The organism is Paenibacillus sp. B1-35, assembly GCF_050474385.1.
Classification (GTDB): domain Bacteria; phylum Bacillota; class Bacilli; order Paenibacillales; family Paenibacillaceae; genus Paenibacillus_B; species Paenibacillus_B alvei.
Genome location: NZ_JBCHVJ010000005.1, coordinates 521,681 through 545,492 on the forward strand (window position 1 = coordinate 521,681; position 23,812 = coordinate 545,492).

24 protein-coding genes and 1 tRNA gene are annotated in these 23,812 nt (G+C 45.2%); 3 read left to right on the forward strand and 22 right to left on the reverse strand.

All coding sequences use genetic code 11. The features are described 5' to 3' along the window. Nucleotides 1–58 precede the first annotated feature (58 nt). From ACQ5BJ_RS19045 to rpsF, 12 genes are all read right to left on the reverse strand, one after another. Entirely contained in the window at nt 59–835 is a 777-nt protein-coding gene (locus tag ACQ5BJ_RS19045) for a spore coat protein (RefSeq protein WP_430111961.1), read from the reverse strand. A 236-nt stretch (nt 836–1,071) separates the two neighbouring features. Continuing rightward, the gene (locus ACQ5BJ_RS19050; RefSeq protein WP_005545412.1) at nt 1,072–2,355 is read right to left on the reverse strand and encodes an adenylosuccinate synthase; all 1,284 of its coding nucleotides are present in this window, start codon (nt 2,353–2,355) and stop codon (nt 1,072–1,074) included. Nucleotides 2,356–2,529: 174 nt separating this feature from the next. Beyond that, nucleotides 2,530–3,888 (reverse strand): replicative DNA helicase, encoded by a 1,359-nt coding sequence (dnaB, locus tag ACQ5BJ_RS19055; RefSeq protein WP_268622910.1) that lies wholly within the window; start codon nt 3,886–3,888, stop codon nt 2,530–2,532. A gap of 1 nt (nt 3,889) precedes the next feature. Further along, entirely contained in the window at nt 3,890–4,333 is a 444-nt protein-coding gene (gene rplI, locus ACQ5BJ_RS19060) for a 50S ribosomal protein L9 (protein ID WP_005545414.1), read from the reverse strand. Next, on the reverse strand, nt 4,330–6,288 hold the full coding sequence (locus ACQ5BJ_RS19065; RefSeq protein ID WP_268622911.1) for a DHH family phosphoesterase: 1,959 nt from the start codon (nt 6,286–6,288) through the stop codon (nt 4,330–4,332). The genes rplI and ACQ5BJ_RS19065 overlap by 4 nt, the downstream gene beginning before the upstream one ends. An 11-nt stretch (nt 6,289–6,299) precedes the next feature. Further along, nucleotides 6,300–7,253, reverse strand: coding sequence for a DUF2232 domain-containing protein (locus ACQ5BJ_RS19070; protein ID WP_238555788.1), 954 nt, complete (start codon nt 7,251–7,253; stop codon nt 6,300–6,302). Between the two features lie 101 nt (nt 7,254–7,354). Beyond that, nucleotides 7,355–7,777, reverse strand: a complete 423-nt coding sequence (locus ACQ5BJ_RS19075) for a CBS domain-containing protein (protein ID WP_005545418.1) — start codon at nt 7,775–7,777, stop codon at nt 7,355–7,357. A 147-nt stretch (nt 7,778–7,924) separates the two neighbouring features. After that, on the reverse strand, nt 7,925–8,902 hold the full coding sequence (locus ACQ5BJ_RS19080) for an LCP family protein (protein ID WP_005545420.1): 978 nt from the start codon (nt 8,900–8,902) through the stop codon (nt 7,925–7,927). 708 nt (nt 8,903–9,610) lie between these two features. Then, nucleotides 9,611–10,102: a hypothetical protein gene (locus ACQ5BJ_RS19085; protein ID WP_005545423.1), complete on the reverse strand. Its 492-nt coding sequence runs from the start codon at nt 10,100–10,102 to the stop codon at nt 9,611–9,613. Between the two features lie 275 nt (nt 10,103–10,377). After that, the gene (gene rpsR, locus ACQ5BJ_RS19090) at nt 10,378–10,647 is read right to left on the reverse strand and encodes a 30S ribosomal protein S18 (protein WP_005545426.1); all 270 of its coding nucleotides are present in this window, start codon (nt 10,645–10,647) and stop codon (nt 10,378–10,380) included. Nucleotides 10,648–10,667: 20 nt separating this feature from the next. Beyond that, a complete protein-coding gene (gene ssb, locus ACQ5BJ_RS19095; RefSeq protein ID WP_005545428.1) occupies nt 10,668–11,159 on the reverse strand; it encodes a single-stranded DNA-binding protein in 492 nt (163 codons plus the stop codon). A gap of 51 nt (nt 11,160–11,210) precedes the next feature. Beyond that, nucleotides 11,211–11,498, reverse strand: a complete 288-nt coding sequence (rpsF, locus tag ACQ5BJ_RS19100; protein WP_005545431.1) for a 30S ribosomal protein S6 — start codon at nt 11,496–11,498, stop codon at nt 11,211–11,213. A 236-nt stretch (nt 11,499–11,734) separates the two neighbouring features. Here rpsF and ACQ5BJ_RS19105 point away from each other — a divergent pair, with 236 nt between their 5' ends. Next, nucleotides 11,735–11,929, forward strand: coding sequence for a YjzC family protein (locus ACQ5BJ_RS19105; protein WP_005545433.1), 195 nt, complete (start codon nt 11,735–11,737; stop codon nt 11,927–11,929). Nucleotides 11,930–12,681: 752 nt separating this feature from the next. On the opposite strand, the gene ACQ5BJ_RS19110 is transcribed toward ACQ5BJ_RS19105, so the two are convergent. The 3 genes from ACQ5BJ_RS19110 to ACQ5BJ_RS19120 form a co-directional block, all read right to left on the reverse strand. Then, a tRNA-Ser gene (locus ACQ5BJ_RS19110) sits at nt 12,682–12,772 on the reverse strand. A 64-nt stretch (nt 12,773–12,836) separates the two neighbouring features. Beyond that, complete coding sequence (locus ACQ5BJ_RS19115) at nt 12,837–13,043, reverse strand: DUF951 domain-containing protein (protein WP_005545435.1); 207 nt, start codon at nt 13,041–13,043, stop codon at nt 12,837–12,839. Then, on the reverse strand, nt 13,043–13,978 hold the full coding sequence (locus ACQ5BJ_RS19120) for a mechanosensitive ion channel family protein (RefSeq protein ID WP_268622913.1): 936 nt from the start codon (nt 13,976–13,978) through the stop codon (nt 13,043–13,045). Before ACQ5BJ_RS19120 ends, ACQ5BJ_RS19115 begins: the two co-directional genes overlap by 1 nt. A 146-nt stretch (nt 13,979–14,124) precedes the next feature. Here ACQ5BJ_RS19120 and yyaC point away from each other — a divergent pair, with 146 nt between their 5' ends. Then, nucleotides 14,125–14,712, forward strand: coding sequence for a spore protease YyaC (gene yyaC, locus ACQ5BJ_RS19125; protein WP_005545438.1), 588 nt, complete (start codon nt 14,125–14,127; stop codon nt 14,710–14,712). Between the two features lie 15 nt (nt 14,713–14,727). Here yyaC and ACQ5BJ_RS19130 read toward each other — a convergent pair whose 3' ends face one another. From ACQ5BJ_RS19130 to ACQ5BJ_RS19155, 6 genes are all read right to left on the reverse strand, one after another. After that, nucleotides 14,728–15,219, reverse strand: a complete 492-nt coding sequence (locus ACQ5BJ_RS19130) for a DUF4446 family protein (protein WP_005545440.1) — start codon at nt 15,217–15,219, stop codon at nt 14,728–14,730. Between the two features lie 583 nt (nt 15,220–15,802). Further along, nucleotides 15,803–16,657 (reverse strand): ParB/RepB/Spo0J family partition protein, encoded by an 855-nt coding sequence (locus ACQ5BJ_RS19135; protein ID WP_163979212.1) that lies wholly within the window; start codon nt 16,655–16,657, stop codon nt 15,803–15,805. Next, nucleotides 16,650–17,411: a ParA family protein gene (locus ACQ5BJ_RS19140; protein ID WP_005545445.1), complete on the reverse strand. Its 762-nt coding sequence runs from the start codon at nt 17,409–17,411 to the stop codon at nt 16,650–16,652. The genes ACQ5BJ_RS19135 and ACQ5BJ_RS19140 overlap by 8 nt, the downstream gene beginning before the upstream one ends. A 226-nt stretch (nt 17,412–17,637) precedes the next feature. After that, nucleotides 17,638–18,453 carry a nucleoid occlusion protein gene (gene noc / locus ACQ5BJ_RS19145; RefSeq protein WP_005545448.1) on the reverse strand — a complete coding sequence of 272 codons (816 nt, stop codon included), beginning with the start codon at nt 18,451–18,453 and terminating at the stop codon, nt 17,638–17,640. Nucleotides 18,454–18,992: 539 nt separating this feature from the next. Continuing rightward, nucleotides 18,993–21,326, reverse strand: coding sequence for a S8 family serine peptidase (locus tag ACQ5BJ_RS19150; RefSeq protein WP_430111969.1), 2,334 nt, complete (start codon nt 21,324–21,326; stop codon nt 18,993–18,995). Nucleotides 21,327–21,494: 168 nt separating this feature from the next. After that, nucleotides 21,495–22,433, reverse strand: a complete 939-nt coding sequence (locus tag ACQ5BJ_RS19155; protein ID WP_430111971.1) for a helix-turn-helix transcriptional regulator — start codon at nt 22,431–22,433, stop codon at nt 21,495–21,497. A gap of 124 nt (nt 22,434–22,557) precedes the next feature. Here ACQ5BJ_RS19155 and ACQ5BJ_RS19160 point away from each other — a divergent pair, with 124 nt between their 5' ends. Then, nucleotides 22,558–23,007 (forward strand): VOC family protein, encoded by a 450-nt coding sequence (locus tag ACQ5BJ_RS19160; RefSeq protein WP_005545455.1) that lies wholly within the window; start codon nt 22,558–22,560, stop codon nt 23,005–23,007. A 65-nt stretch (nt 23,008–23,072) separates the two neighbouring features. Here the strand turns inward: ACQ5BJ_RS19160 and rsmG are convergent, their stop codons facing one another. Continuing rightward, a complete protein-coding gene (rsmG, locus tag ACQ5BJ_RS19165; protein ID WP_268593706.1) occupies nt 23,073–23,798 on the reverse strand; it encodes a 16S rRNA (guanine(527)-N(7))-methyltransferase RsmG in 726 nt (241 codons plus the stop codon). Nucleotides 23,799–23,812: the final 14 nt, after the last annotated feature.

A 23,812-nucleotide genomic window follows, 5' to 3' on the forward strand; every position in this document is an offset into this window, starting at 1 on the left:
CTGTTTATTCAAAACGTACCAATAGCTGTCCTACATGGTTTTTTCCATCGTATAAAGATTACGGAGTTCCTGTTCCCTCGTTTTTGCTCTCTTTCGTATTTGCTGTATTTGCTGTATCCGTTGTCTTCGATTCTCCAACCATCCATTCCCGCATCTCTTTATATTCCTCATCATTCAGATGCTTCGCCAGAATCTGCTCCACCTCGATAACCTCACTGGACGTCAGTCCGCCTTCCATCAATGTGGAGATGCGCTGCCAATCCTCCTGAGGCAGTTTCTTCATTAAGGTCGCAAAAATTTGCTCCTTCTTCTCCTTCGACAACTCTTCCTTGCTCTTCGATATCGATTCAGGCGGAACTATAATCGCTTCTCGTCCCTTTGATTCCTGACCGGATGATATACCTCCCATTACCGGCAAAGAACCATCAGGCGCCATATGTGAGCCGCTCTCGCCTTCATTCGTTTTATCAGTCGAAGGAATGGACGTTCCGTGATCCTCCTCCTTCGATCCCTGCCCTTTTTGGGTCGCTTGCTGCCCGTTATTGTCCGTACGCTCGTTCATACCGCTACTATTGTTGAGCGTGCCTCCCTGACTCTTCCCTATCGGAGTATTATTCTGAATACTAGCTGTTTGGGTATCAGAACCGAGTAGCACGCCCCACATAGAGGTTAACGTTAAAGGCTTCCGCTCTACTGGAATCTGGAATTTATCCAGAGCAGTTTGAATATATCGATCCACTACGATCGCTGTTGTCCCTATCGTTAATAAGCTAGATAATATGCCAACTACTAATATTGTCATTGCCACTCGCATTACACGCCATACTAAGCGCATCTATACTACCTCCTAGCCAGCCCTAGTCCCACGCGGCAGGCGCTATGCCTCCATCGTTCCTAGACGCGTATTAAGAGAAATAGAAGCACTAACCCGACTCTTTTTCCCCTATCTCGCATTTGGTCTCTTTACCGGCTCACAGTCATTTACTGCTTAGTATGCCCAAATATGCACAAAAAAAACGGCTACTCCCAAAGGAAAAGCCGTTTGTTTCCGTTTCAATATCATGCTTGCAATTAACGGTAGATAGGACGCACTTGATTCGTTTGCTCGCGGTTGCGGCCAACGGAGAAAATCGAGATCGGAATGCCTGTGAGCTCCGATACGCGCTTCACATAGTTGCGAGTTGATTCAGGCAGTTCATCAAGCGTTTTGCAACCTGTGATATCTTCCGACCAGCCTGGCATTTCTTCATAAATCGCCTCACACTTCGCAAGCATATCAAGGCTTGCTGGGTAGTGTTCGATAATTTCATCTCCACATTTATAAGCGGTACAGATCTTTACAGTTTCCAATCCGGTCAAGACGTCTAGCGAGTTCAGGGACAAGCCTGTAATCCCACTTACGCGGCGAGCATGACGTACGACAACACTGTCAAACCAACCAACGCGACGCGCACGGCCCGTAACTGTACCGTACTCATGGCCTGCTTCACGGATGAAGTCGCCTGTTTCATTGTTCAGCTCTGTAGGGAATGGGCCGTCGCCTACACGAGTTGTATAAGCCTTCGCTACACCGATAACCTCTTCAATTTTGGACGGGCCGACACCGGAACCGATGCAGACACCGCCAGCTGTTGGGTTCGAAGAAGTAACGAACGGATAAGTACCTTGGTCGATATCGAGCATAACGCCCTGCGCACCTTCGAACAATACCTTCTTGCCGCCATCGATTGCATCATTAAGCACAACCGAAGTATCAACCACATACTTGCGAATGAACTCTGCGTATTCGTAGTATTCCTGCAGCGTAGCTTCGATATCCAGCTCTTCGCCGCCGTACATTCTGATTAACTCGTTCTTCTCATTTGCCAAGTGGCGGAATTTCTTCTCAAATACATCCTTGTCGAGCAAGTCGACAATACGAATACCGTTCCGAGCTGCTTTATCCATATAACAAGGGCCGATCCCTTTGCGGGTCGTCCCGATCTTGTTCGGGCCTTTTCGCTCTTCTTCCAAGCCGTCCAGCACCATATGATACGGCATGATGACATGCGCACGATCACTGATGCGAAGATTATCGGTAGAGAAGCCATTTTCGTGAATATATTCAATTTCTTGGATTAGTGCCTTTGGATTGATGACCATACCATTACCGATTACACAAATTTTGTCTGTGTAGAATATGCCGGATGGAATCAGGCTCAGCTTATATTTCTTGTTATCAATCAAAATCGTGTGTCCCGCATTGTTACCACCTTGATAACGCGCAACCACGTCGGCGCTTTCGGCGAGGAAATCAGTGATTTTCCCTTTTCCCTCGTCTCCCCATTGGGTTCCTACGACGACTACTGTAGACATTTTCATACCCCCGTCGGGTGTTTACACACCGTTATTCACTGCTCTTTCAAGCGTTCGCTCCAAGCAGCATACCTAGTTTATCAGTCAAATAGTGCAAAGTCAACGAAAAGCGAACGTTGATATCCGACCTTAACCAAATGTTCGGAAAACAACGTTCGCTTTCTTTTACGCTTATTATCCCGCAGGAGCGTCCTGATGATTCCTTTCGTAGCTGACGAATTTGTTGAAGTTCTTCAAAAACACCAACTCCACCGTCCCTACTGGGCCATTCCGCTGCTTGGCAATAATAATTTCGATAATATTTTTTTTCTCCGTATCCTGATTGTAGTAATCATCACGGTAAAGGAAGGCTACGATATCGGCATCCTGCTCGATGGAACCCGATTCCCGAAGGTCGGACATCATCGGACGCTTATCCTGCCGCTGCTCTACGCCCCGGCTAAGCTGGGACAAGGCAATAACGGGAACTTCTAGCTCACGCGCAATCTGCTTCAAGGTACGGGAAATCTCCGAGACTTCCTGCTGGCGGTTCTCGCCAGGCTTACCGCGTCCTTGAATCAGCTGCAAGTAATCGATAAGAATCATGCCGAGACCGCGTTCTTTCTTAAGGCGTCTGCACTTAGCACGAATATCCGCTACCGTAATTCCCGGCGTATCATCAATGTAGACCTCTGCCTCGGACAAGGCTGCGATGGACATCGTCAGCTTCTCCCAATCGTCATCCTCTAACGCCCCTGTACGAAGCCGCCCTGCATCAACATTCGACTCGGCACAGACCATACGCTGTACAAGCTGTGCCGCAGACATTTCGAGACTGAAAATGGCTACCGTCTCCTTCGCGCGAACCCCAACATTCTGGGCAACATTCAAAGCGAAGGCTGTCTTGCCGACAGAAGGGCGGGCCGCCACAATGACAAGGTCACTGCGCTGGAAGCCTGACGTCATCTTATCCAAATCTGGGAAGCCTGACGGGATTCCTGTCGTTCCGCCGCCTTTTTGCTGGCTTAGCGTTTCTACTTTATCATAGACTTCCATCAACACATCTTTAATCGCGATAAAGCCGCTCGAAGAGCGGCGGTTCGAAATTTCCAAGATACGTCGTTCCGCATCGCTAAGCAGTCCAGAGACATCCTCACCGCCTGTATATCCTTCACTAGCGATTTGAGTGGCGGTTCGGATGAGACGTCGCATCATTGATTTTTCTTCAATAATTTGCGCGTAATAATCAACGTTGGCTGCGGTCGGCACCGCATTGGCCAGCTTCGTCAAATAGGACACGCTGCCGACGTCTTCCAACTGCTGCTTATCCTTCAGCTTTGCCGTAAGCGTCACGAGGTCAATCGGCTGGTTGTCTTCCCCCAGCTCGATCATGGCCTCATAGATCATCTGATGGGCCGGATTATAGAAGTCCTCGGACTGAATCCGTTCCATCGATGTAATCAACGCTTCGGACTGCAGCAATATCGCACCGAGAACGGCTTGCTCAGCCTCTAGGTTCTGCGGCGGAACACGATCGACATACATCTCATTCATTCTATTCCTCCGTTACGTGCACCTTCATCGTCGCCTTGACTTCAGGATGGAGCTTCACGGCTACATTCGTAAATCCAAGCGTACGAATCGGGTCATGCAGTTCGATTTTACGCTTATCTATTTTGATCTTCATGCCTGCAAGAGCTTCGGCAATTTGCTTTGATGTGATTGCGCCGAACAGACGACCGCCCTCACCAGCCTTTGCCTTTAGTTCAACCGTTGTTTCACCCAGCTTCTCTGCAAGCACTTCCGCATCGATCTTTTCTTGTTCCTTACGCTTCTCTTCAGACTTCTTCTGTTGATCCAGGGTCTTCAGATTGCCGTCCGTCGCCGGACGAGCCAGTCCCTGCTTGATAAGGAAATTTTGAGCGTACCCTTCGGAAACCTCTTTGACTTGTCCTTTCTTGCCTTGTCCTTTTACATCCTGCAACAAGATGACTTTCATTCGAACAACCCCTCTTCTGCGTCGATTTCTTCCAGCACGCGCTTTAGCTTCGCTTCTGCCTCAACCAGCGTACCTTGCAATTGTGCCGCGGCATTAGTTAAATGACCACCGCCGCCCAGCTGTTCCATAACAACCTGCACATTCATCTGGCCCAACGAGCGCGCGCTAATCCCGATGAGTCCGTCATGTCGCTCGCTGATTACGAACGAAGCGAGAACATCGGTCATATTTAATAGCGTATCAGCTACCTGTGCAATGAGCAACTGAGAAAATTTTCGTCCCGGTTCTGTAACCGCAACCGCAATATGCCCATAAAGCATCTGTGCATGGCGGATAACTTCCGCCTTCTGAATATACTCATCCAGATCTTCCTTCAAAATTCGCTGGATGAGCAGTGGATCCGCGCCCTGTCTGCGCAGGAAGCTTGCCGCATCGAATGTGCGCGAGCCTGTTCGCAGCGTGAAATATTTTGTATCCACAGTGATCCCCGCCAACAACGCCGTTGCCTCCAGCATGCTCAGATTAATTCGATTATGGATATATTGCAGCAGCTCAGTAACAAGCTCTGCCGTAGATGACGCGTACGGCTCCAAATAAACAAGAACCGCGTCATTTATAAACTCTTCACCTCGGCGATGATGATCAATGATGACAATCCGATCCGATTGAAGCAAGCGCGGCTCTTCCACCATAGAAGCTTTGTGCGTGTCACATACAACCAAAAGACTAGCTTCCGTAATCATTTCTATAGCTTCCGCTCGAGAAATAAACCTCGACCATAGAATTTCGTCCTTCTTCAAATAATCAACTAGACGATCAATCGACGGATTGCTCTCTTCCAGCACAATATAGGCTTCAACCCCAAGCATGCGACATGCGTTCAGCACTCCAATCGATGATCCAATCGAATCCGTATCTGGATTTTTGTGTCCCATAATGAAAACAGCATCGCTCTGCTTAATGAAGTCCCGAAGTGCATGAGCAATAACACGGGCACGGACGCGTGTCCGCTTTTCCACCGCATTCGACTTACCACCGTAGAACGATAGACGCTGGCCCATACGAACCGCCACCTGATCTCCTCCACGGCCCAATGCGATATCCAAGCTAGATTGGGAAAGCTGCCCAAGCTCCGGAATGCTGTCAGCACCTGCTGCAATTCCCATACTCAGCGTCACTGGGAGCTTGTTGTCCAGCGTCGTTTCCCGAACCTCATCAAGTATGACAAATCTCGTCTGCTCCAGCGCCTTGAGCGTCTGCACATCCATGATCATAAAATGGCGATCAGAGGATAGACGCTTCATCAGCACGCCATGCTCACCTGCCCATGACGTAATTTGACCGTTCACTCGGGCGAGCAGAGCCGCTCGCTGCTGATCGTCCAGTCCTTGTGTGGACTCCTCCAAGTTATCCATTACGACAACGCCGACCGCAATACGCTCCTCGTCATAACGCTTGCGCAGGCTCCACAAGTCAGTAATGTCCGTGAAGTAAACAACCCGCTCCTCTGGAACAATATCTGCATGTACGATTCGCCCGCCGATGAACAACTCTGCGGAACGATCCTTCTCTTTTCCCATATGAAGCTGCGGAAAGATGTCTGTCAATTCCTCGCCGACTAGCCCATCCTGACCGGTTAATTGAGAGACATAAGGGTTATGCCACTCAATGACACGATCTTCACGATATAGGAGGATACCATACGGCAGATCAACGATTGCCTCTTCCCCAGCCCGTTTTACCCGCAATCCAAGCGTCGATAAATACGACTCCGTCTCTTCCCGGAATTTGCGCTCTGCCGTGAACGATGCAACTGCGAGCGCTGCAATACAGAGCCATGCCAATACGCCTACTCCCCAATTGAACCAGGTGAGCACCAGGCTCATGGCGATCAGTACAACGAATGTCCAGCTTGTATGTTTCGTATACCAACGTTGAAACAATAGTTTAGGCATGCCTTCTCACCCTATACTTTTGGTTTGGACATGAACTTCCGCAGAGGAAGTACGAGATCCACCAATCCTACGATTCGAAGTAGTGAATAGAGCAGCGGAATGAACAATGCAGCTATTGTAATGACAATCGGCAGCACCTTGCCCCATTTCCTCATATGTGCAAAGAAGAAAAGGAAAGCAATTCCCTGCACCACGAATGCCAACTGCAAAAGTGGTGCCAAATTCAATAAAATCATCGTTAGAAAGCTGTCCGTTGATTTCGGGCCAACAAAGTCGAGAATCACAACGATGAAATAGTATACTACTAGGGACTTGGGAAGCATCCATTGGTGCACTGGCTTCATTTTTTGAACATCATGCCCTTGCGCAGTTAGCAATCTGCGGCTGATGGCATACGTAATTGTTCCCATATACAGCGCGCTCACAATCATCATGAATGGAACCATCTTACTCATGAGAAGCGCAAATTGCTGCTTCATTTCCGCCGTCACTTGTGTCGGGAATAACGCGGACTGTTCTACACCCACCATCCCATAGTTCAGCATTTCAATTACGAATTCATACACATTGAAGTCCAGAACCCACTTCGCAACGACAAAGAGGACAAGGGACTCGATAAGAAATGTCACGGTACCTGCAACAAATACAGAAAGTGCTGGTTTCCTGCCTTTAAACATTTGTCCAATGACAATGCCCGGAATAATAAAATACAAGGCGGAAACAGCTACATAAATGCCCGCTTTGCCCATCAATACATATACAATGGCAAGTACGGCAGCTGTGATGAGTGCGAACCCCTGCCTAGACTGTGTTGCGTACAGCATCACAAATGGAACCGCCATAAAACTCATCGTCAACACCTGTATCGGCTGCAATATGGATAATAACAATACGAGCGCTACAATCGCCCATAATAACGACGATGACCAGCGGTTTTTCAATTCGTTCACCTCTTGCGCATTCAATCTTTTTCCCCTGAATGTTATTCAGAGCCCGCTTACCGTACGGGTATACCCCTTTATCTTCCATAATTATGGAAAGGGCGTCATTTTCCATTATACCATATTTACCGCACGTCCATAGCTTTGGTGGCGAACTGCTCGCAATATTCTATAATTTGACTCCGCCTTACAATGCCAATGAAGCGGTTCATGTCGTCCACTACGGGGACAAAGTTTTGGACTTTGGCTAAGTTGATTAAGTCCCCCATGTTGGAGTCAATCCGAACAGATTTATTGTGCATATTCAGCGATACATCTTTCAGCATGAATTTTGAAGCGTTCTCAAACGTAATTGCGCCATTTGAGTTTTTCATGTGCCACAATAAATCCCCTTCAGTAACCGTCCCGACATATTCCCCATCATCGTTCAAAATGGGAACGGCCGTATACCGATGAAATTCCATACGTTCTAGTGTTTGTCTCAATGTTGTGTTCAGTGTTAGACTGACAACCTCATGTTTCGGTGTTAAGAAAAAAGCAATGTTCATCCGTTTGGTCTCCTCCTCAACGACTCCAGCGAGATGATCGCTGTAACTCCTTAACACTAAATTAACACATTTAGGCATACAAAAACAAAAAGCCAGCCGTAAAAAATACGACTGACTTTTTGCTTTTATTCCACTGCGTTCCGTTCTTTAATCTTCTTTTACTTCACGCGGTTCCATCAAATTCTCTTTGGTTGTTTTTGGATCCAGCCAGTTATCCAGCAAGGACTTGATATAATCCAGATCCTCGTCCTTCACCATATAGTACCAACCATTGCCGATCATCTTGCCATCGCCGTGCAGCATATAGCTGCTAATGCTTGGTATTCCGTCATTCGTGAACATTGTCTTGGCCAAATCAATCATATACTTCGGTCGCATATCCGTTGTAAAATTCTCACCCATAATTTCAATAAGCTCTGGAATGCGTCCGATTTTGTCCATTTCAATGGTACGCTGCATAACGGCATTCAAGAAGATTCGATGGCGCATCGTACGGTTCATATCTGAATCTTCACGGTAGCGTACGAAGTACAATGCTTCTTGACCATCATAAATTGGCTTGTTCGGCTCAATCCGGAACTTCTCGTGGTCTGGATCCTTGTTGACAATCGGCTTCGTAATCGGCAGCTTCACACCGTCTAATGCATTGACAACATCCTTTAATCCCTCGAAGTTAATCGTTGCATAATGGTCAACCTTATGCTTAAGCAGATTATCTACTGACTCCATGCTCATCTTCGCACCGCCGTAGGCATAAGCGTGATTGAGCTTCGTTTCGAATCCCTTGCCGATGATTTCCGTGTACGTATCACGCGGAATCGACAACAACAGCACCTTATTATCTTGTGGTCGAACTACAGAATATATAATCGTATCAGAACGTCCAATTTCCTTGCCTCGCTGGTCGACCCCCAGCAGTAGTACCGAGAATGGCTCCGTTACTTTGCGAATAACTTCTTCTTTGCCTTCAATTGGCTTATATGACTTATCAAGCGTCTCTTCAACATGTCCGGATAAGAACATATCGAAAGCCAGAACCGCGAGCTGCTTGCGGAAAATAAATCCGCTTATGCCGACAATCGCAATAATGGCAAGTGCGATTCCCCATTTTTTATATTTTTTCATTCCAGATCCTCTTCTTCCTTTATGTGATGCATTCAATCCAATCCCAATTCAACCGACACTTCTCACTTCATTAACTCGAGAAGTATTTTTTGTCCACTAGGACAGTAACTTCTCAAGCTCAATGACACTATCCACATTCCCCTAATGGAAAACAAAATGTTGCGTAACAAAGCCACCTGTGTTCATCCATGATCGCCTGACACGCATACAGTATTCCAAATTCCTCATGTGTATAGGGCTTCGGTCCCCTGTATTTCCAAATTGGCAGCAGCACATCGCATCCGCTTCGTCTTTCACAAGGATACCCGCCCCATTTGCCAACGACACGAATTTCCTATACCCGCATTTCCTATTCCCCTAGAATGCCTAGAGTGTTCTCATTGCATTGAAATTGCCGTGCTCACATTCATCACTTCCACAGCTTCTCAACCCATGAAAGGAGTATGCGATTCTCCCTGTGGGGGAAAGCTGTATCAGATATAGGATGAGCATGCACGGTCGTTTTTATCTGTATGTTACGACCGGTAATCCGAACCCTCTTTGGTATGTTTCTTTGATGATTATGCATGAAACAATATTTTTATTTTACATGCAAACGATCAAAAAGGAAAATACAGATTTCATGATCCAGATCACTAATTTGACAAAAGTACCAAAAAACCGCCCAAAAATGGGCGGATTTCGCACAAAATATGACAAAATATCCGATTAGCCGAACCAGCTTCTCACCCAGCGTATGACATCCAAGGTTAAAGGAATAAGTCCGAATCCGTGATTGCCAATCGCAATGATTCCATACGCATATTGACCCATCGCGATGACCCCTAACGCCAAATGGCTCATAGCGATAGCTCCAATGGATAACATGCTGCTTATCGCAATCGCCCCAATGGACAGCCAGTCACTTACGGCAATCGCCCCTACCGAAAAGCAATCACTAAATGCAATGGCCCCAGCTGCTGCCAGCAGTCCCAAGGAAATAGCGCCAAAAGCGAGCACGCCGACACTAATCATCCCCCCAGCAATTAGTCCAATGGCGATATCTCCGATTGCAATAAGACCAATTGCAACTTTGCTGTGTCGGCCCACTCGACTGGCGCCGCTGCTTCGAATGCTAATAATCGGAACCTGCGGGGACGGCCATTGATAGTCGATTTCTTGTCCATGCCAGCGCTTACTGAAACGTTCATGCCATCTCATTGCATTACCCCCCGCACCCATTTTCTTACGTCATTACTAGCTATTGTACCATCCAAAAAATCCGGAAAAATCAGCCCCAAGACGGAAATGGAACTGGACATAAGGCGGTGATTCTCCTCCGCTAGGTAAAAGGAGATAAGGATGTAATGATAATAAGATAAAGCATGCGTAGTTAATGTATGATCAGGCAAAAAGCTGAAAATATATTCCCGTTTTACCTTTATGTAATGAAAAAAGACAGCTGATTAATATCAGCTGTCTTTTCTGTACCTGCATTACTCTGTAGTGTATGGAAGCAATGCTACTTGGCGAGCGCGTTTAACAGCGATCGTCAAAGCACGTTGGTACTTCGCGCTTGTACCTGTTACACGGCGTGGCAAGATTTTGCCGCGCTCGCTGATGAATTTCTTCAACAGGTCGATGTCTTTATAATCAATGTGAGTGATTTTATTCACTGTGAAGAAGCACACTTTACGGCGCTTGTTACGGCCTCTACGGCCACCGAATTTACGGCCTTCGCCGCCTTCATTTTGCTTGAAGCTCATTCAATTCAGTCCTTTCCGTTTTAGAATGGCAAATCATCATCGGAAATGTCGATAGGTCTGCCGTCATCAGAGAAAGGATCCGCCGCTGCTTGTCCGCGAGAATTGGAATTCCCACCACGTGCTGGAGCATTGTACTGCGGCGCTGGTGCACCGTAATTACTGCCCATATCATCACGTGTTCCCCCGTTGTCACGGTTCGATTCCAAGAAACGCACATTATCTGCAATAATTTCAGTCACGTATACACGCTTACCTTCGTTATTGTCATAGTTGCGCACTTGAATGCGTCCTTCTACTGCTGTAAGCCGACCCTTGCGCAAATAATTTGCACATGTTTCCGCCAACTGCCGCCAAGTAACGACTGGAATAAAGTCCGCTTCACGTTCCCCACCTTGACTCGAGAACGGTCGATCAACCGCTAACGTAAACTGTGTCACTGCCACTCCAGATGAAGTGTAGCGCAATTCTGGGTCCCGTGTAAGACGTCCTATCAATATCACGCGATTCAACATGCTATCCCCTCCTTCGACGTATCCTTTACGAATTTACGATTGTTTTGGCTATTAAGCCACGTCGCTAACGACAAGATGACGGATGATTTCGTCAGCAATTTTCAGTTGACGATCCAACTCCGCTACTACTGCAGGTTCTGCAGTAAAGTTCACGAGAACGTACACGCCATCGCGGAACTTCTTGATTTCGTAAGCAAGACGGCGCTTACCCATCACATCGTGCTTCGTAATTTCTCCACCGCCGTTAGAGATAACGCCTTGGAATTTTTCGACTGCTGCTTGAACAGCTTCTTGCTCTACGTCAGGACGAATGATGTACATCAATTCGTATTTGCGCATTTCACGTTCACCTCCTTATGGACTTCAGGCCTCTGATCTTGTCAGAAGCAAGGAGCGAGAAAACTCGCACTAAACTAGTGTACCAAAATGAATCCTGACATGCAAGAAAAACTCTTTTTTCCAAGAGCAAACACTTTTCTCCATTCATGATTGGGAATCTGCACGCACACACTACAGAGGCAAGCGATCTCGTTACGCTTCTGCATCTATACGACAAGCATACAGGAGGTTACACGATGGGTGAGCGTACAGAATTCGAACCTGGAGACAAGGCGCCAAATGATGCCATCTATATGGAGGTTGGTGAAAGAAGTTTCCATACCGAGATTCAAAATCCAAAACAAATTAAGTTGAAAAGGGGAGATACATTCCCTGAAACGACGAACAAAGACCGCAAGTGGAAAAAGAAATCCCATGCCTTGACGCACTGATTATGGTCGTTCTCTTTTTTAAAGTATCGACGTATAAAACAGCGATTATGATCCATAATAACAACTGACGGTGCGAAGCGAGGTGGGTTCCGTTGAACAATGGAGCAAAGAAGCCTAGTGGAGACATTTAACTTTACGACATAAGAGAAGCGAGGGGTTGTGCTAAAGACCATTTGTCTGCAACACACTTATCGTAATATGGATTACTGCATAAGTATCCATATGCTGTAGGAAGCCTGAGCCATCTAATATTGTGAAGATTGAGGTCAATTAAGCACCGTCAACCAGGAAGGGATTTCGCGCAAGCGAAGTCCCTTTTCTATATGTCTTTACACCCTTATATAAACACATATACCTGCACGTTTTATGCCGAGTCACGCATAGAAATTTAATAATAACCCATAATAACAACTGACGGTGCGAAGCGAGGTGGGTTCCGTTGAACAATGGAGCAAAGAAGCCTAGTGGAGACATTTAACTTTACGAAATAAGGGAAGCGAGGGGTTGTGCTGTAGAGCATTTATCTGTAACACACTTATCGTAATATGGAATCCTTTATACGGTTCCATATGATAGGAAACCTGAGCCATCTAACATTGTGAAGATAGAAGTCGAATAAGCACCGTCAACCAGGAAGGGATTTCGCCAGGCGAAGTCCCTTCTTTTATTTTCCTTGGCAGCAACAGCAGCATAATCAGCTAATATGCAAAAAACTCCGAAGCCTCAGCTTCGGAGTTGTTATATACAATAAGTGGCGGAAAGGGTGGGATTCGAACCCACGCACGCCTTGCGACGCCTAGCTGATTTCGAGTCAGCCCCCTTGGACCTCTTGGGTACCTTTCCATAGCAAGAGTTATCTTACCATACTAATCACTTTATTGCAACATATTTTTTACAATTTTGCTTTTTACTCTGAGTCAGGCTGGGCAGAACGGAGCACCTTTTTCATGCTCTTCTCGAACTTCGCTCGCGGGACGAGTACACTATGCTTGCATCCTACACACTTAATGCGGATATCCATACCCATTCGGATGATTTCCATTTCGTTCGTGCCGCAAGGATGAGGCTTTTTCATTTGAACGATATCACCCAGTGCGAAGACTTTACGTTCCATCAATAACTCCCCCCTTGTTCTGTTCGCTGATACGTTACGAGTCGTGGATATGGAATTTCAATGCCTTCCTGCTCTAACGCCCGCTTCATCTCAGCATTTATCTCGCGAACAACTCCCGATTGTGTGAATGGACGGCATTCTGCAATCACGCGAATGGTTACTTCAGAAGGCCCAAGCGTTTGGACACCGAGTACTTGTGGCGTCTTCACTACATTTTCATTGCGTTCAGGCAATCCTTCCAAAGTCTGATTCATCACCTGAATCGCCTTGTCTACATTTTCCTCATAAGCAATGGATACATCAACTACTGCAATTGAATTGTTCAGTGAATAGTTTGTTACCTCTGTAATACTACCATTCGGGATAACATGGACTTCTCCTGTCCAGCTATGGATCCGCGTCGATCGCAGCCCGATCATCTCAACCGTTCCTTGGAACGAACCCACCTTAATGACATCCCCTACTGCAAAATGATCCTCCAAAATAATAAAGAATCCGGTCATGACGTCCTTCACTAAGCTTTGAGCACCAAAACCGATTGCTAAGCCGACAACCCCCGCACCCGCTAAGAGCGGCGCCAGATTTACATTGAATTCCGATAAGACAACAAGAATCATGATGAAATTCATCGCTAGCGACGTCATATTCTTGAGCAACTTGCCTACGGTTACAAGCCGTCTTGGATTCCCGTTAATACGGGACTTTTCCTGTTTCACAATCGCATGATTAATCATCCGATGAACGATTCGAATCACAATTCTCGTTACTAAAATAATCAGTACGATTTTTATGCATTTCACGAAAAGCATTTCCCAAGTTGCCATATCAGTCAACCAGTTCCATATTCCTTGCTGCCACTTCTCGAATACCGACAGCGTCTCTTCAATATTGTCGGTAACGTTCTCAGGGTTATTTGCCTCTGCGGCCCATAACATGATCATTCCCCCTCTGTCATTATCAATATGATAAGTGTTAGGAAACTTATTATAAAATAGGATGCTTCTTTTCGTCGAAGTATAAAAATATTCTCGCTTCCATATACTAGATACTAACCTTTAGTAGAAAACGGAGGCTGCTTGAGATGACATTTCCTTTGTTCAAACGCCCGACATCTGATGAATGCCATCCTTGTAAAGTGGCTTATGATGCACCTAACGCACGATCTTCCTTAATCCACTCCTGCCAACAACATTTGCAAATGCGCGCTCCCAATCAGTCGACGACAGTCATATGTATTGGAACTGACCGCTCAACAGGAGATTGCCTTGGACCGCTTGTTGGAACACGTCTATCACAATTATGTTCGCAAGACTTTCGAGTGCTTGGTACACTCCATCAACCCGTGCATGCCATGAATTTGCAAGAAACGATAGATTCACTGCAAGCGAGCGATCCTCATACCTTCATTATTGCAGTAGATGCGTGTCTTGGCCAGAGCAGCAGCGTAGGATCCGTTCAGGTCGTCGAGGGGCCGGTTCGCCCCGGCGCTGGGGTAAATAAACAACTGCCCCCGATCGGAGATATGCACATTACAGGCATTGTCAACGTCGGAGGCTTCATGGAATATTTCGTATTACAAAATACTAGACTTCATTTAGTTATGGGAATGGCCGATGTGATCGCAGATACGATCGAACAGTCGCTGACTGCCCTATCCTATCGTCCGTAATCGGGAACATTATTTTTATTTTGCCTCCGCGATTTCGATTGCTTTTTTCTCCTCTGGAGACAAAGAATAAGTCGACTGTCCCTTCTCAACGGGCTTCGCATATACATAAGAATGTTCCCGTCCGTGAATGCTTGTAATGACAACTCCGTCCTGCTCCTCATTTAACCATGCAATCGAGAAGCTAAGATCACTCCCGCGCTCTGCAAAGGCGTTGTAACGCTGAATGCCGACGTGGGATTTCATTTTTTTCAGAGCTTTTTTGGTCTGTTCCATTTCAACATGATGATGTTCCGTCATGCCTTGCAGATGTGCAATATCCTCATGCATGCTGGACAATACAACATCCAAGCTCTCAATACCGCTTTCTCCCATAATGGCTTCGTATTTACGGCGAAGCTTACGAATCTGTGAACCCTGGAGAAGAACAATAATAAGTAACAACAATAGTAATACACCGATGCCAGCGGCAATGAGCGGCAACCAATCATTCTGCAATTCATTCATCATAAGTCTCTGTTCTCTCCTGCCTATAACGTGTCCCGTACCTCATTGGCACGAACTTTCTCACCCTTGTTTCCCCATCTATTCCTTTATCGTCTGCAATATGGCTTGCTATTAATATCGGACAGCCCTGAATATGGCTGGCTGAATGAGGATTCGTATCTTTCTAGGGGCATCGTGTCCATTCTTATTATAATTTTTTTTAACGGACTCATACAACACATCTTACCTACTATTCTCTATATATCGAACTTACAAAGCATCAGCTTTATATCAACCAATTCAAGCTTTCTAGTTCGAGAAGCTGTTCCCAAAAATAGAGAATCTATTCATAGTCAAAAATATGCTCTTTGCCCCATATCTATATTTAGTTATATCATGATCCAAGCGGTATAAGAGACAACAAAATTGTAACCTTTTACTTCAATATTTTGTAAATTAAAAAATAGGTTCAAGCAATTGCTATTCGTTTCTTATCAAGTGATTATATGTATACCCGCAATGCAAAAACTGGCATCCCTCGTGTAATCCTTCTTGCTTTGGATAACAACCAAGAATGCCAGTTCTTGTTCAAATTATTGCTATGGCTTCATTCAACCGACAACGTTTGAAGCATTTCGAGCAATCGCTCCAAATCCTGCTTGTTAAAGTAAGAAATTTCGATTTTCCCTTTATCTTTACTTTGCTTAATTTTTACCGTTGTGCGGAACCTTTCTCGTAGGCTTTCTTCCAACTCATCTAAATATGGATCTTTACGGATAGGCTTTGCTTTATCAACTGGCTTTCCTTTTTTGTTCATTTGTTGGATTGCTTCCTCCAACTGGCGAACACTCCATCCTTGATTTATAGAGTCTTTAGCCAACTGTTTTACTTTTGCCTCATCCTTGACCCCTACAATTGCACGTGCATGTCCCATTGATAGTGTTCCACGTGAAACACAGTCCTTAACTTCCTCAGGAAGCTGTAATAACCGTAAGAAGTTTGCAATATGTGAGCGTGACTTTCCAACCTTAACAGATAGCTCTTCTTGCGTTAAGGAGAACTGATCCATTAGTGCTTGGTAGGCAACGGCCAATTCAATAGCATTCAAATTTTCACGTTGTAAATTTTCAATCAGGGCAATTTCCATGACCTGCTGATCGGAAAAATTACGCACAACAGCTGGGATATTCAGCAAGCCCAATTGCTGAGAAGCACGATAGCGGCGTTCACCAGCAATAATCTCATATCCTTTTAATACACTCCGCACAATAATTGGCTGAATGACACCGTGCTGCTTGATCGACTCTGCAAGTTCCTGAATGGACTGCTCATCAAAATGCTTTCGCGGCTGATATGGATTGGGACGCAACTGCTGTAGGGATAATTCTACCACCTTGTCGTCATCATTGACGGATAGTGACGGAATAAGGGCGTCTAATCCACGTCCTAATCGCTTACTCATACGAAATCACTTCCTTCGCAAGTTCCAAGTATACTTCCGCACCTTTCGATTTCGGATCATAGGTCATAATGGATTGACCATGTGATGGTGCCTCACTAAGGCGTATGTTTCGAGGAATAATCGTTGTATATACTTTCTGCTGAAAATACTTCTTAACCTCGTCGATGACTTGAATCCCTAAATTTGTACGTGCATCAAGCATCGTTAGGAGAACACCTTCAATTTGCAGTGAGGTATTCAAATGCTTCTGAACGAGTCTGACTGTATTCAGTAGTTGGCTGAGTCCCTCCAATGCATAGTACTCACATTGAATTGGGATAATGACCGAATGAGATGCAGTCAAGGAGTTGATTGTCAATATACCAAGTGAAGGCGGACAATCAATTAATATATAATCGTATAAATGTGCTACAAGCTGAAGCGACTTCTTCAATCGCACCTCACGCGATATCGTCGGAACCAATTCGATCTCAGCACCCGCCAACTGTATTGTTGCCGGAATAATGTGCAGACCTTCGACCATGGTCGGGATCGTTGCGTCCTTTGGATGAACATCATTAATAATCACGTCATAAATACAATTGGTCACGTCTGCCTTGTTAATCCCAATTCCGCTTGTAGTGTTGCCTTGTGGATCAATATCAACAAGCAGCACTCGCTTCCCTAATAACGCCAAACCTGCACCCAAATTTACCGTCGTCGTTGTCTTGCCGACGCCGCCCTTCTGGTTGGTAATGGCAATGACCTTAGCCATTCCTCTTCACCCCAATGTTGTTTCTTTTGCGTTTCTAGCTGTAACAATAACCGCTAACGACCACAAAAACAGAAAAGAGCGGCCTCTTGCCTGCCGCTGCACATATAAGCACTACGCATGACAACAATCTCGCTGTACGACATATAAGGTACAACGATTAGGCTCGAATCAACCGATAATTAGGTGGATCAACTATTCAGGTTGTTAAAAAGGTGTGAGATTTGACCTACCTTTTCGGTATTTTGATGACAATTTCATAATGATCCTCGTGATCATGTTCATCTGTCTTAATTTTTAGACCGGAACCCGTCACAAGATCAATGGATTGACGAATCGTATTGAGTGCAAGTCGCACATCCTTCGTATAGGAGATACGCTTCGATTTCTTAGCTTTGTGAACCTCTTTATAAAATGCGACCCGTGCTTCCGTCTGCTTCACATTTAATTCTTTTGCGATAATTTCCTCAAGCAGCTTGAGCTGCAGGTTCTCAGATTCGAGTCCAAGCAATGCTCTTGCATGTCGCTCTGTAATCTTACGTCCCATTAAAGCCTGCTTCACTGCATCCGGTAGATTTAACAAGCGAATTTTATTTGCAATTGTAGACTGGCTCTTGCCTAGTCGTTGAGCTAAGCTTTCTTGCGTCAAATCATGCAAATCAATCAGCTTCTGATAAGCATATGCTTCTTCAATCGCTGTAAGTCCCTCACGCTGCAAATTCTCGATTAGGGCAATGGATGCCGCTTGAGCATCATTAATTTCTCTAACGATGCCCGGGATCGTATCCAAACCCAACTTCTTGACAGCACGCCAACGGCGCTCTCCGGCAATGATTTCAAATTGCCCGTTTCGCTGGCGGACAACGATCGGCTGAATAACACCGTGCGTTTTGATCGTCTGACACAGTTCATCAATACGCTCATCATCGAATATAGTACGAGGCTGATAGGGACTGCTGACAATCTCATTCACCGGAAGCTGTTTTACTTCATCCAGCGATTGACGCTCCGCAAAACCGAATAACCGAGACAGTTGTTCTTTCATTTCCGTATAATACCACCTAACTTCAAAATAATGCCAGGCACATGAAGAAGCGGCAGTGCTCTGCTCCATTCTTGATCTTCGCCCTATATCGTTCAAGACGGCAAATCGGTCACGATCCCCGCTACTCTTCGCGAATTCCGATTGCTTTACATCCTTTGCGACAATGTTCAACAGGGCATCTGATTCAAACCATTTCTTTCCTTCGACAAAATTATACGCTCTGCCTTATGTATTCTCCAAGCTTGTGCCTTTTTCCTGCCTTTTTGTGTACCCGTGTAAGAAAAACTTCTACAGATTTCTTTCACTATACTAAACTTATATTTTAAACAACACCGTTGCATATAAACATCGTTATCATTACACCTGTTTCACGTGGAACATTTCCCCACATTGCTTTTTACTGCTCCTCTATCCTATCATAATTACTTGCTAAAATGAGATTGCATCCGTAACATTCTATGAATTATCTTCTACCTCATCTTGAACATGAAAATTATTCCACGCAAATAAAACAAAAGTGGGGTAACCCCCCGCTTCTGCTATAACTTCACTTGTGTTTTTTGAATCTGTGCATTCCCAGCTGCATCTTCCATGCGGATGAATATATCATGAGTTCCTTTTCTCATTCTTGATCCGATAAATGAAATATAGAAAGTCCGTTTATCCTCATTGAAGCGCATCTCTTTCCACGCTCCTGTATTGGATGTGCTCCATTTTACGCTAATTAGAGCTGCTTGCTTATTATGAACAGACGAATGAAGCATAGGGCGCACTGCATACTCGAGTTCCAGCATCATATCATGAATTGTCCCTTGCACAATACCGCGCTCCGCCTTTTCCTTCATAAATATTGCCGTTGGGGCCTCTCGATCGATATAAATCAATTGATCGCCCTTTATCTCCGAGCGGCCATCAGCAAAAGCTTTACTTTTTAGGTTATATAAACCGTCAGGCAGCTTATGCCCGGATACATCCGTGCCCTTCCATTCATACGTATGCAGCCCGCTGGAAGGTTTAACTGTATTGAGCAGCAGATATTCTTTACGATTCTTTTTATGTTTATCAATCCGAGTTGCGGTAATCAACATCCGTTCAGCATCACCAGGCAGATAATAATGGAATTCAATAGATTTATTTTTATCCCCGTTCGGCGTGAGCAGTTGATGACTTGCGAACCATCCCGTCAGCAGCGGGTACTGACTTGCTCCACGAATCAATTGAATAGGCACTCGAAGCTTTTCCGTGTCATGAATAAGCTGTAAATACCCTGTAAGAACTCCTGTCTCCTGTAGGGTGGATAGATTCCATGCCACAGGAATACGTACCGTTTCACCAGGCTGTACGGTGACGGAAGCAGGATATGAAATATCCCACTTACCCGCTTCAGACGATAACGTAATTTGATAAGTTATCTTATGATTAGACCGATTCGTTAACTGAAGAGACTGCTCTTTCATCAAATCACACGAATCCGGATCAACAACACCGTAAGACAGAGCTGCCGGTTGGAGAAACGAAATTGTCTCCATGGCTCTATCTACATTCACAAGTCCTGATCCTTGCGCGTGATACGGATATTCTGCTCCATTGTTATCAGTAAGTTTATCCGCTGATGTCATCAAAGCTGATTTTACCATGGCCGGCGTCCACTCCGGATGTGCTTCCAGGAGAACCGCCGCTGCGGCAGATACATAAGGAGCAGCCATACTCGTCCCACTCATATTCCCGTATCCTTGCTCCATCTGGTTACGAGGCACAGAGCTTCGCACATTAATTCCAGGTGCCACTAGATCAGGCTTCAACAGCCATGTGCCAACTGCAGGCCCACGAGAACTTATGGCAGACATCCGACTTCTTTGTTCCTCTCCCCACTGCCATGCCCATGACTTGCCCTGCTTCAGCATAGAGGCTCCTTGTGGAGAAATGGAGGCTGCTGGGATAAGTCTGTCATCATTTTTACTATCAATTCTGAGCTCTGGCTCCCACTCCACCTTGTCATTCTGATAGAATAGAATACCGCTAGCTCCTGCGTTACACGCTGCTTCGTAATAAGATGAAGCAGCGGAACTGGTTGTTTGGACAACGAGCAATTTCCCTTGATGAAGCTCTTGCTTGATTACTTTGGGACTATTTCCCTCGATGAATACCAGATCAGGCGAGCCTTCCTTCGGAAAATCAGGCGATCCCATCCCCGAAATAAGACGTATGCTGTGATTACGATACGAGAGCATGGACTCAAATGTAGGCAAGGTAGCCGCTCCAACGGTGATTACATCCTCCACCAATCCTGGAGCGGTAATACTCCATAGCTTGTCTCCTGCATTGCCCGCAGAGTTTACAACAACAACCCCTTTACTTACCGCATCTGCGATCATCCGTGACAGCGGCTCATCCGGAGCATCGATATCAGAATGAAGCGATAGATTGATGACCTTCGCTCCATCCTTCACCGCTTGCTGCATCGCTTTAACAATCGTAGAAGTGAATTCGTGACCCTCTGTAGCAATCGCTCGATAAATAAGCAGAGAAGCATCGGGAGCCTGCTGGGCTACAATACCGGCAACATGCGTGCCATGCCCTTTTTCATCCTGCGGGATTGTATCATTTTCTACAAAATCATAAGCTTCTACGATTCTCTCCTTGAGCAGCGGATGCTGGATATCTGCTCCCGAATCGATAATGGCAATTTTAACGCCTTTGCCTGTATATGGAGGCTGCTTGATAGACGATATAGAGGAATCAGCCTGCACGGATACACTCTCTATCTGTGCGGCTGCTGTCTTCGTTCCTAGCGGTGCAGCCAATAAAGCTGCAGCCACAAATAAGGTGCATGAGGCCTTCATTATTGGGTTGTACCAGCTATTTATCTTCATGTTGTGAATTCCTACTCTCTAAGCCTTTCATGATGTTCATAAATCGTAACATAGGACATAGAAAGAAAGATTTACGCCACTGTAACCTAGTTCCACCAAATTTTTCAAATCAGTACCAGCTTTCCAGCTAACTTCTTGTCTAACTTCATATTTACCCAGTATTTCGATTTATAACGTTTGATAGTGTTGTAAGAGATTAGATATTTTATCTTGAATGAGCTGTTTTAAAGAATCCGGCTTCACTTCTAACACATCACTACCATATCTCATCAAATAAGAAGCTATAAAATCCTCTTCCCCTTGATTATAACTTCCTGTAATAATTGTTCTATGACCTGTCTCAATTTGCATCGATGGATAATGCTCCTTATAGAAAATATCCTTCGCCTGCTCGGCAATCTCAACTTCAAAGCTAATACTGTTCACAGATTGATACCTTTCTAATGATCGGCTATTCAGCTCATCCAGCAAAAAATGTCCATGCTCTCCCCCCTCCTCCATAGCGGTAATTCGATCACATCTAAAAACTCGATATTGATTCGTCACTGTCTCGAATCCTGTTGCATACCACTGGCCGAACTTAGCTGATATTTTGAAAAATTGAACGTGATATTTTTTGGTCTGTTTATGTTTTACATAATCTATGATGCAACTGCTCTCATTCAGGATACTCTTTAGGATCTTATCCAAAAAACGGCTCGCATGATGATGCTGGTAGCTTTCGAATTGAAGCACTTTTCGCATGTTGTGAATTTGCCTGATTTGTTCCGAAGACAGACAGCTTTCGAACTTTTCATTAAGCTGATTCGCCCGTAAATGAAAAGGCGTGGATTGATAAGCACTTAGTGTCAACATTGCAAAATACAGAGCATACACTTCATCGATCGTAAAGATAATGGGAGATAATAATCGATTTTTCAACATTCCGTATCGTCCATGTTTTCCATATTCCGAATAAATGGGCATGCCTAATTCCTCTAAGGAACGAATATCGCGCAGTGCTGTACTTTTTGAAATACTGTATTTCTCCATTAGATCATGCAAATTGAAAAATTCTCGACTGTTTACATATCTAATCATGTCATATAATCGCTCTGATTTCTTCATGAATAGCTCCTTCATAAAGGTGTCATATTTTGATACCTTTATCCATTATGATGAATCTAAGCTCGTCTATCAAATAGAAAAGATGGTTGGGTTAACATCTTTGCTTAAAAAGGAGATTGATCTCATGAGTGCAACCCTGGAAGTTGCGATTTTCTTATCCATGAACGGAAAGGCACAAGAAGCCATTGATTTTTACAAGATCCATTTCCATGCAAAAGAATCGCTGCTCGTTACTTATGAAGACATGGCGAAGCGCGACAGCTCGATACTGCTTACGGAGGGGAATAAAAATAACATCGTCCACTCTGTCCTATTGATCGGGAAAACAAAAGTAATGATTGCGGAGGATACAATGGATCCGCGGAGTAAATACTCGGTTGGCAATAACACATCATTATGTATTCAAAGTTCGAACCTAGAAGAGATTGAACAATTTTATAGCAGCCTGCTTACCGATGATAGAGTAAAAGTGATTGTCCCTCTCTCTGCAAATTCATTTAGTAAAGCCTATGGCATTATTGAAGACCCATTCGGAATCCACATCCAACTGATGTATGATCCTCGGTTGAAATGATTCCTTTATCACATAACGCAAAAAAGAGGTCGAATGCATTCGACCTCTTTGTCTTATAACTGAAATTATACAAGCGGTGTCTTTAGCGGCGTCCCCGGCTTGCGCGGATAGGCCTTAGGGGTTGTCCCCTTCTTCGTCATCACTACGATATGACGCTCGGATTGCTCTACTGGAAGCTTCAATGCATAATCAGCCGTGAAGGTCGCCTGCAGCACCTGAAGGCTCCGCTTCGCTTCTACAATCTCTTCCTGTGGATTTGTCCCTTTCATCGCAGCGAACGTCCCGCCTGGACGTACGAACGGCAGGCAGAACTCATTTAGCACGTTCAATCTTGCAACAGCGCGTGCCGTCACAAGATCATACTGATCGCGATGCTCCGGCTTGCGTGCAACCTCTTCTGCGCGACCATGAATGCAGGAAACGCCTGTTAATCCAAGCTCCTGTACCAAATGATTCAGAAATACGATCCGTTTGTTAAGGGAATCAACAATTGTCAGCTTAATATGCGGAAACATAATTGCGAGCGGTATCCCTGGAAAGCCTGCACCTGATCCGATATCCGCCATGCGCTTCACACTCATCATATCGACGTGAAAGCCTAACGTTAGCGAATCATAGAAATGCTTCTCGTATACGAGCTCACGCTCTGTAATGCCTGTCAAATTCATTTTTTCATTCCACTCAACCAACACACGGTAATACGTATCGAGCTGGTTCCATTGTATATCTGTAACCGGCGGCCATCCATGTCCGGACAGCCAGCCTTGGAACTGTTCTTGCAATGCATCCATTACTGGCAATCTCC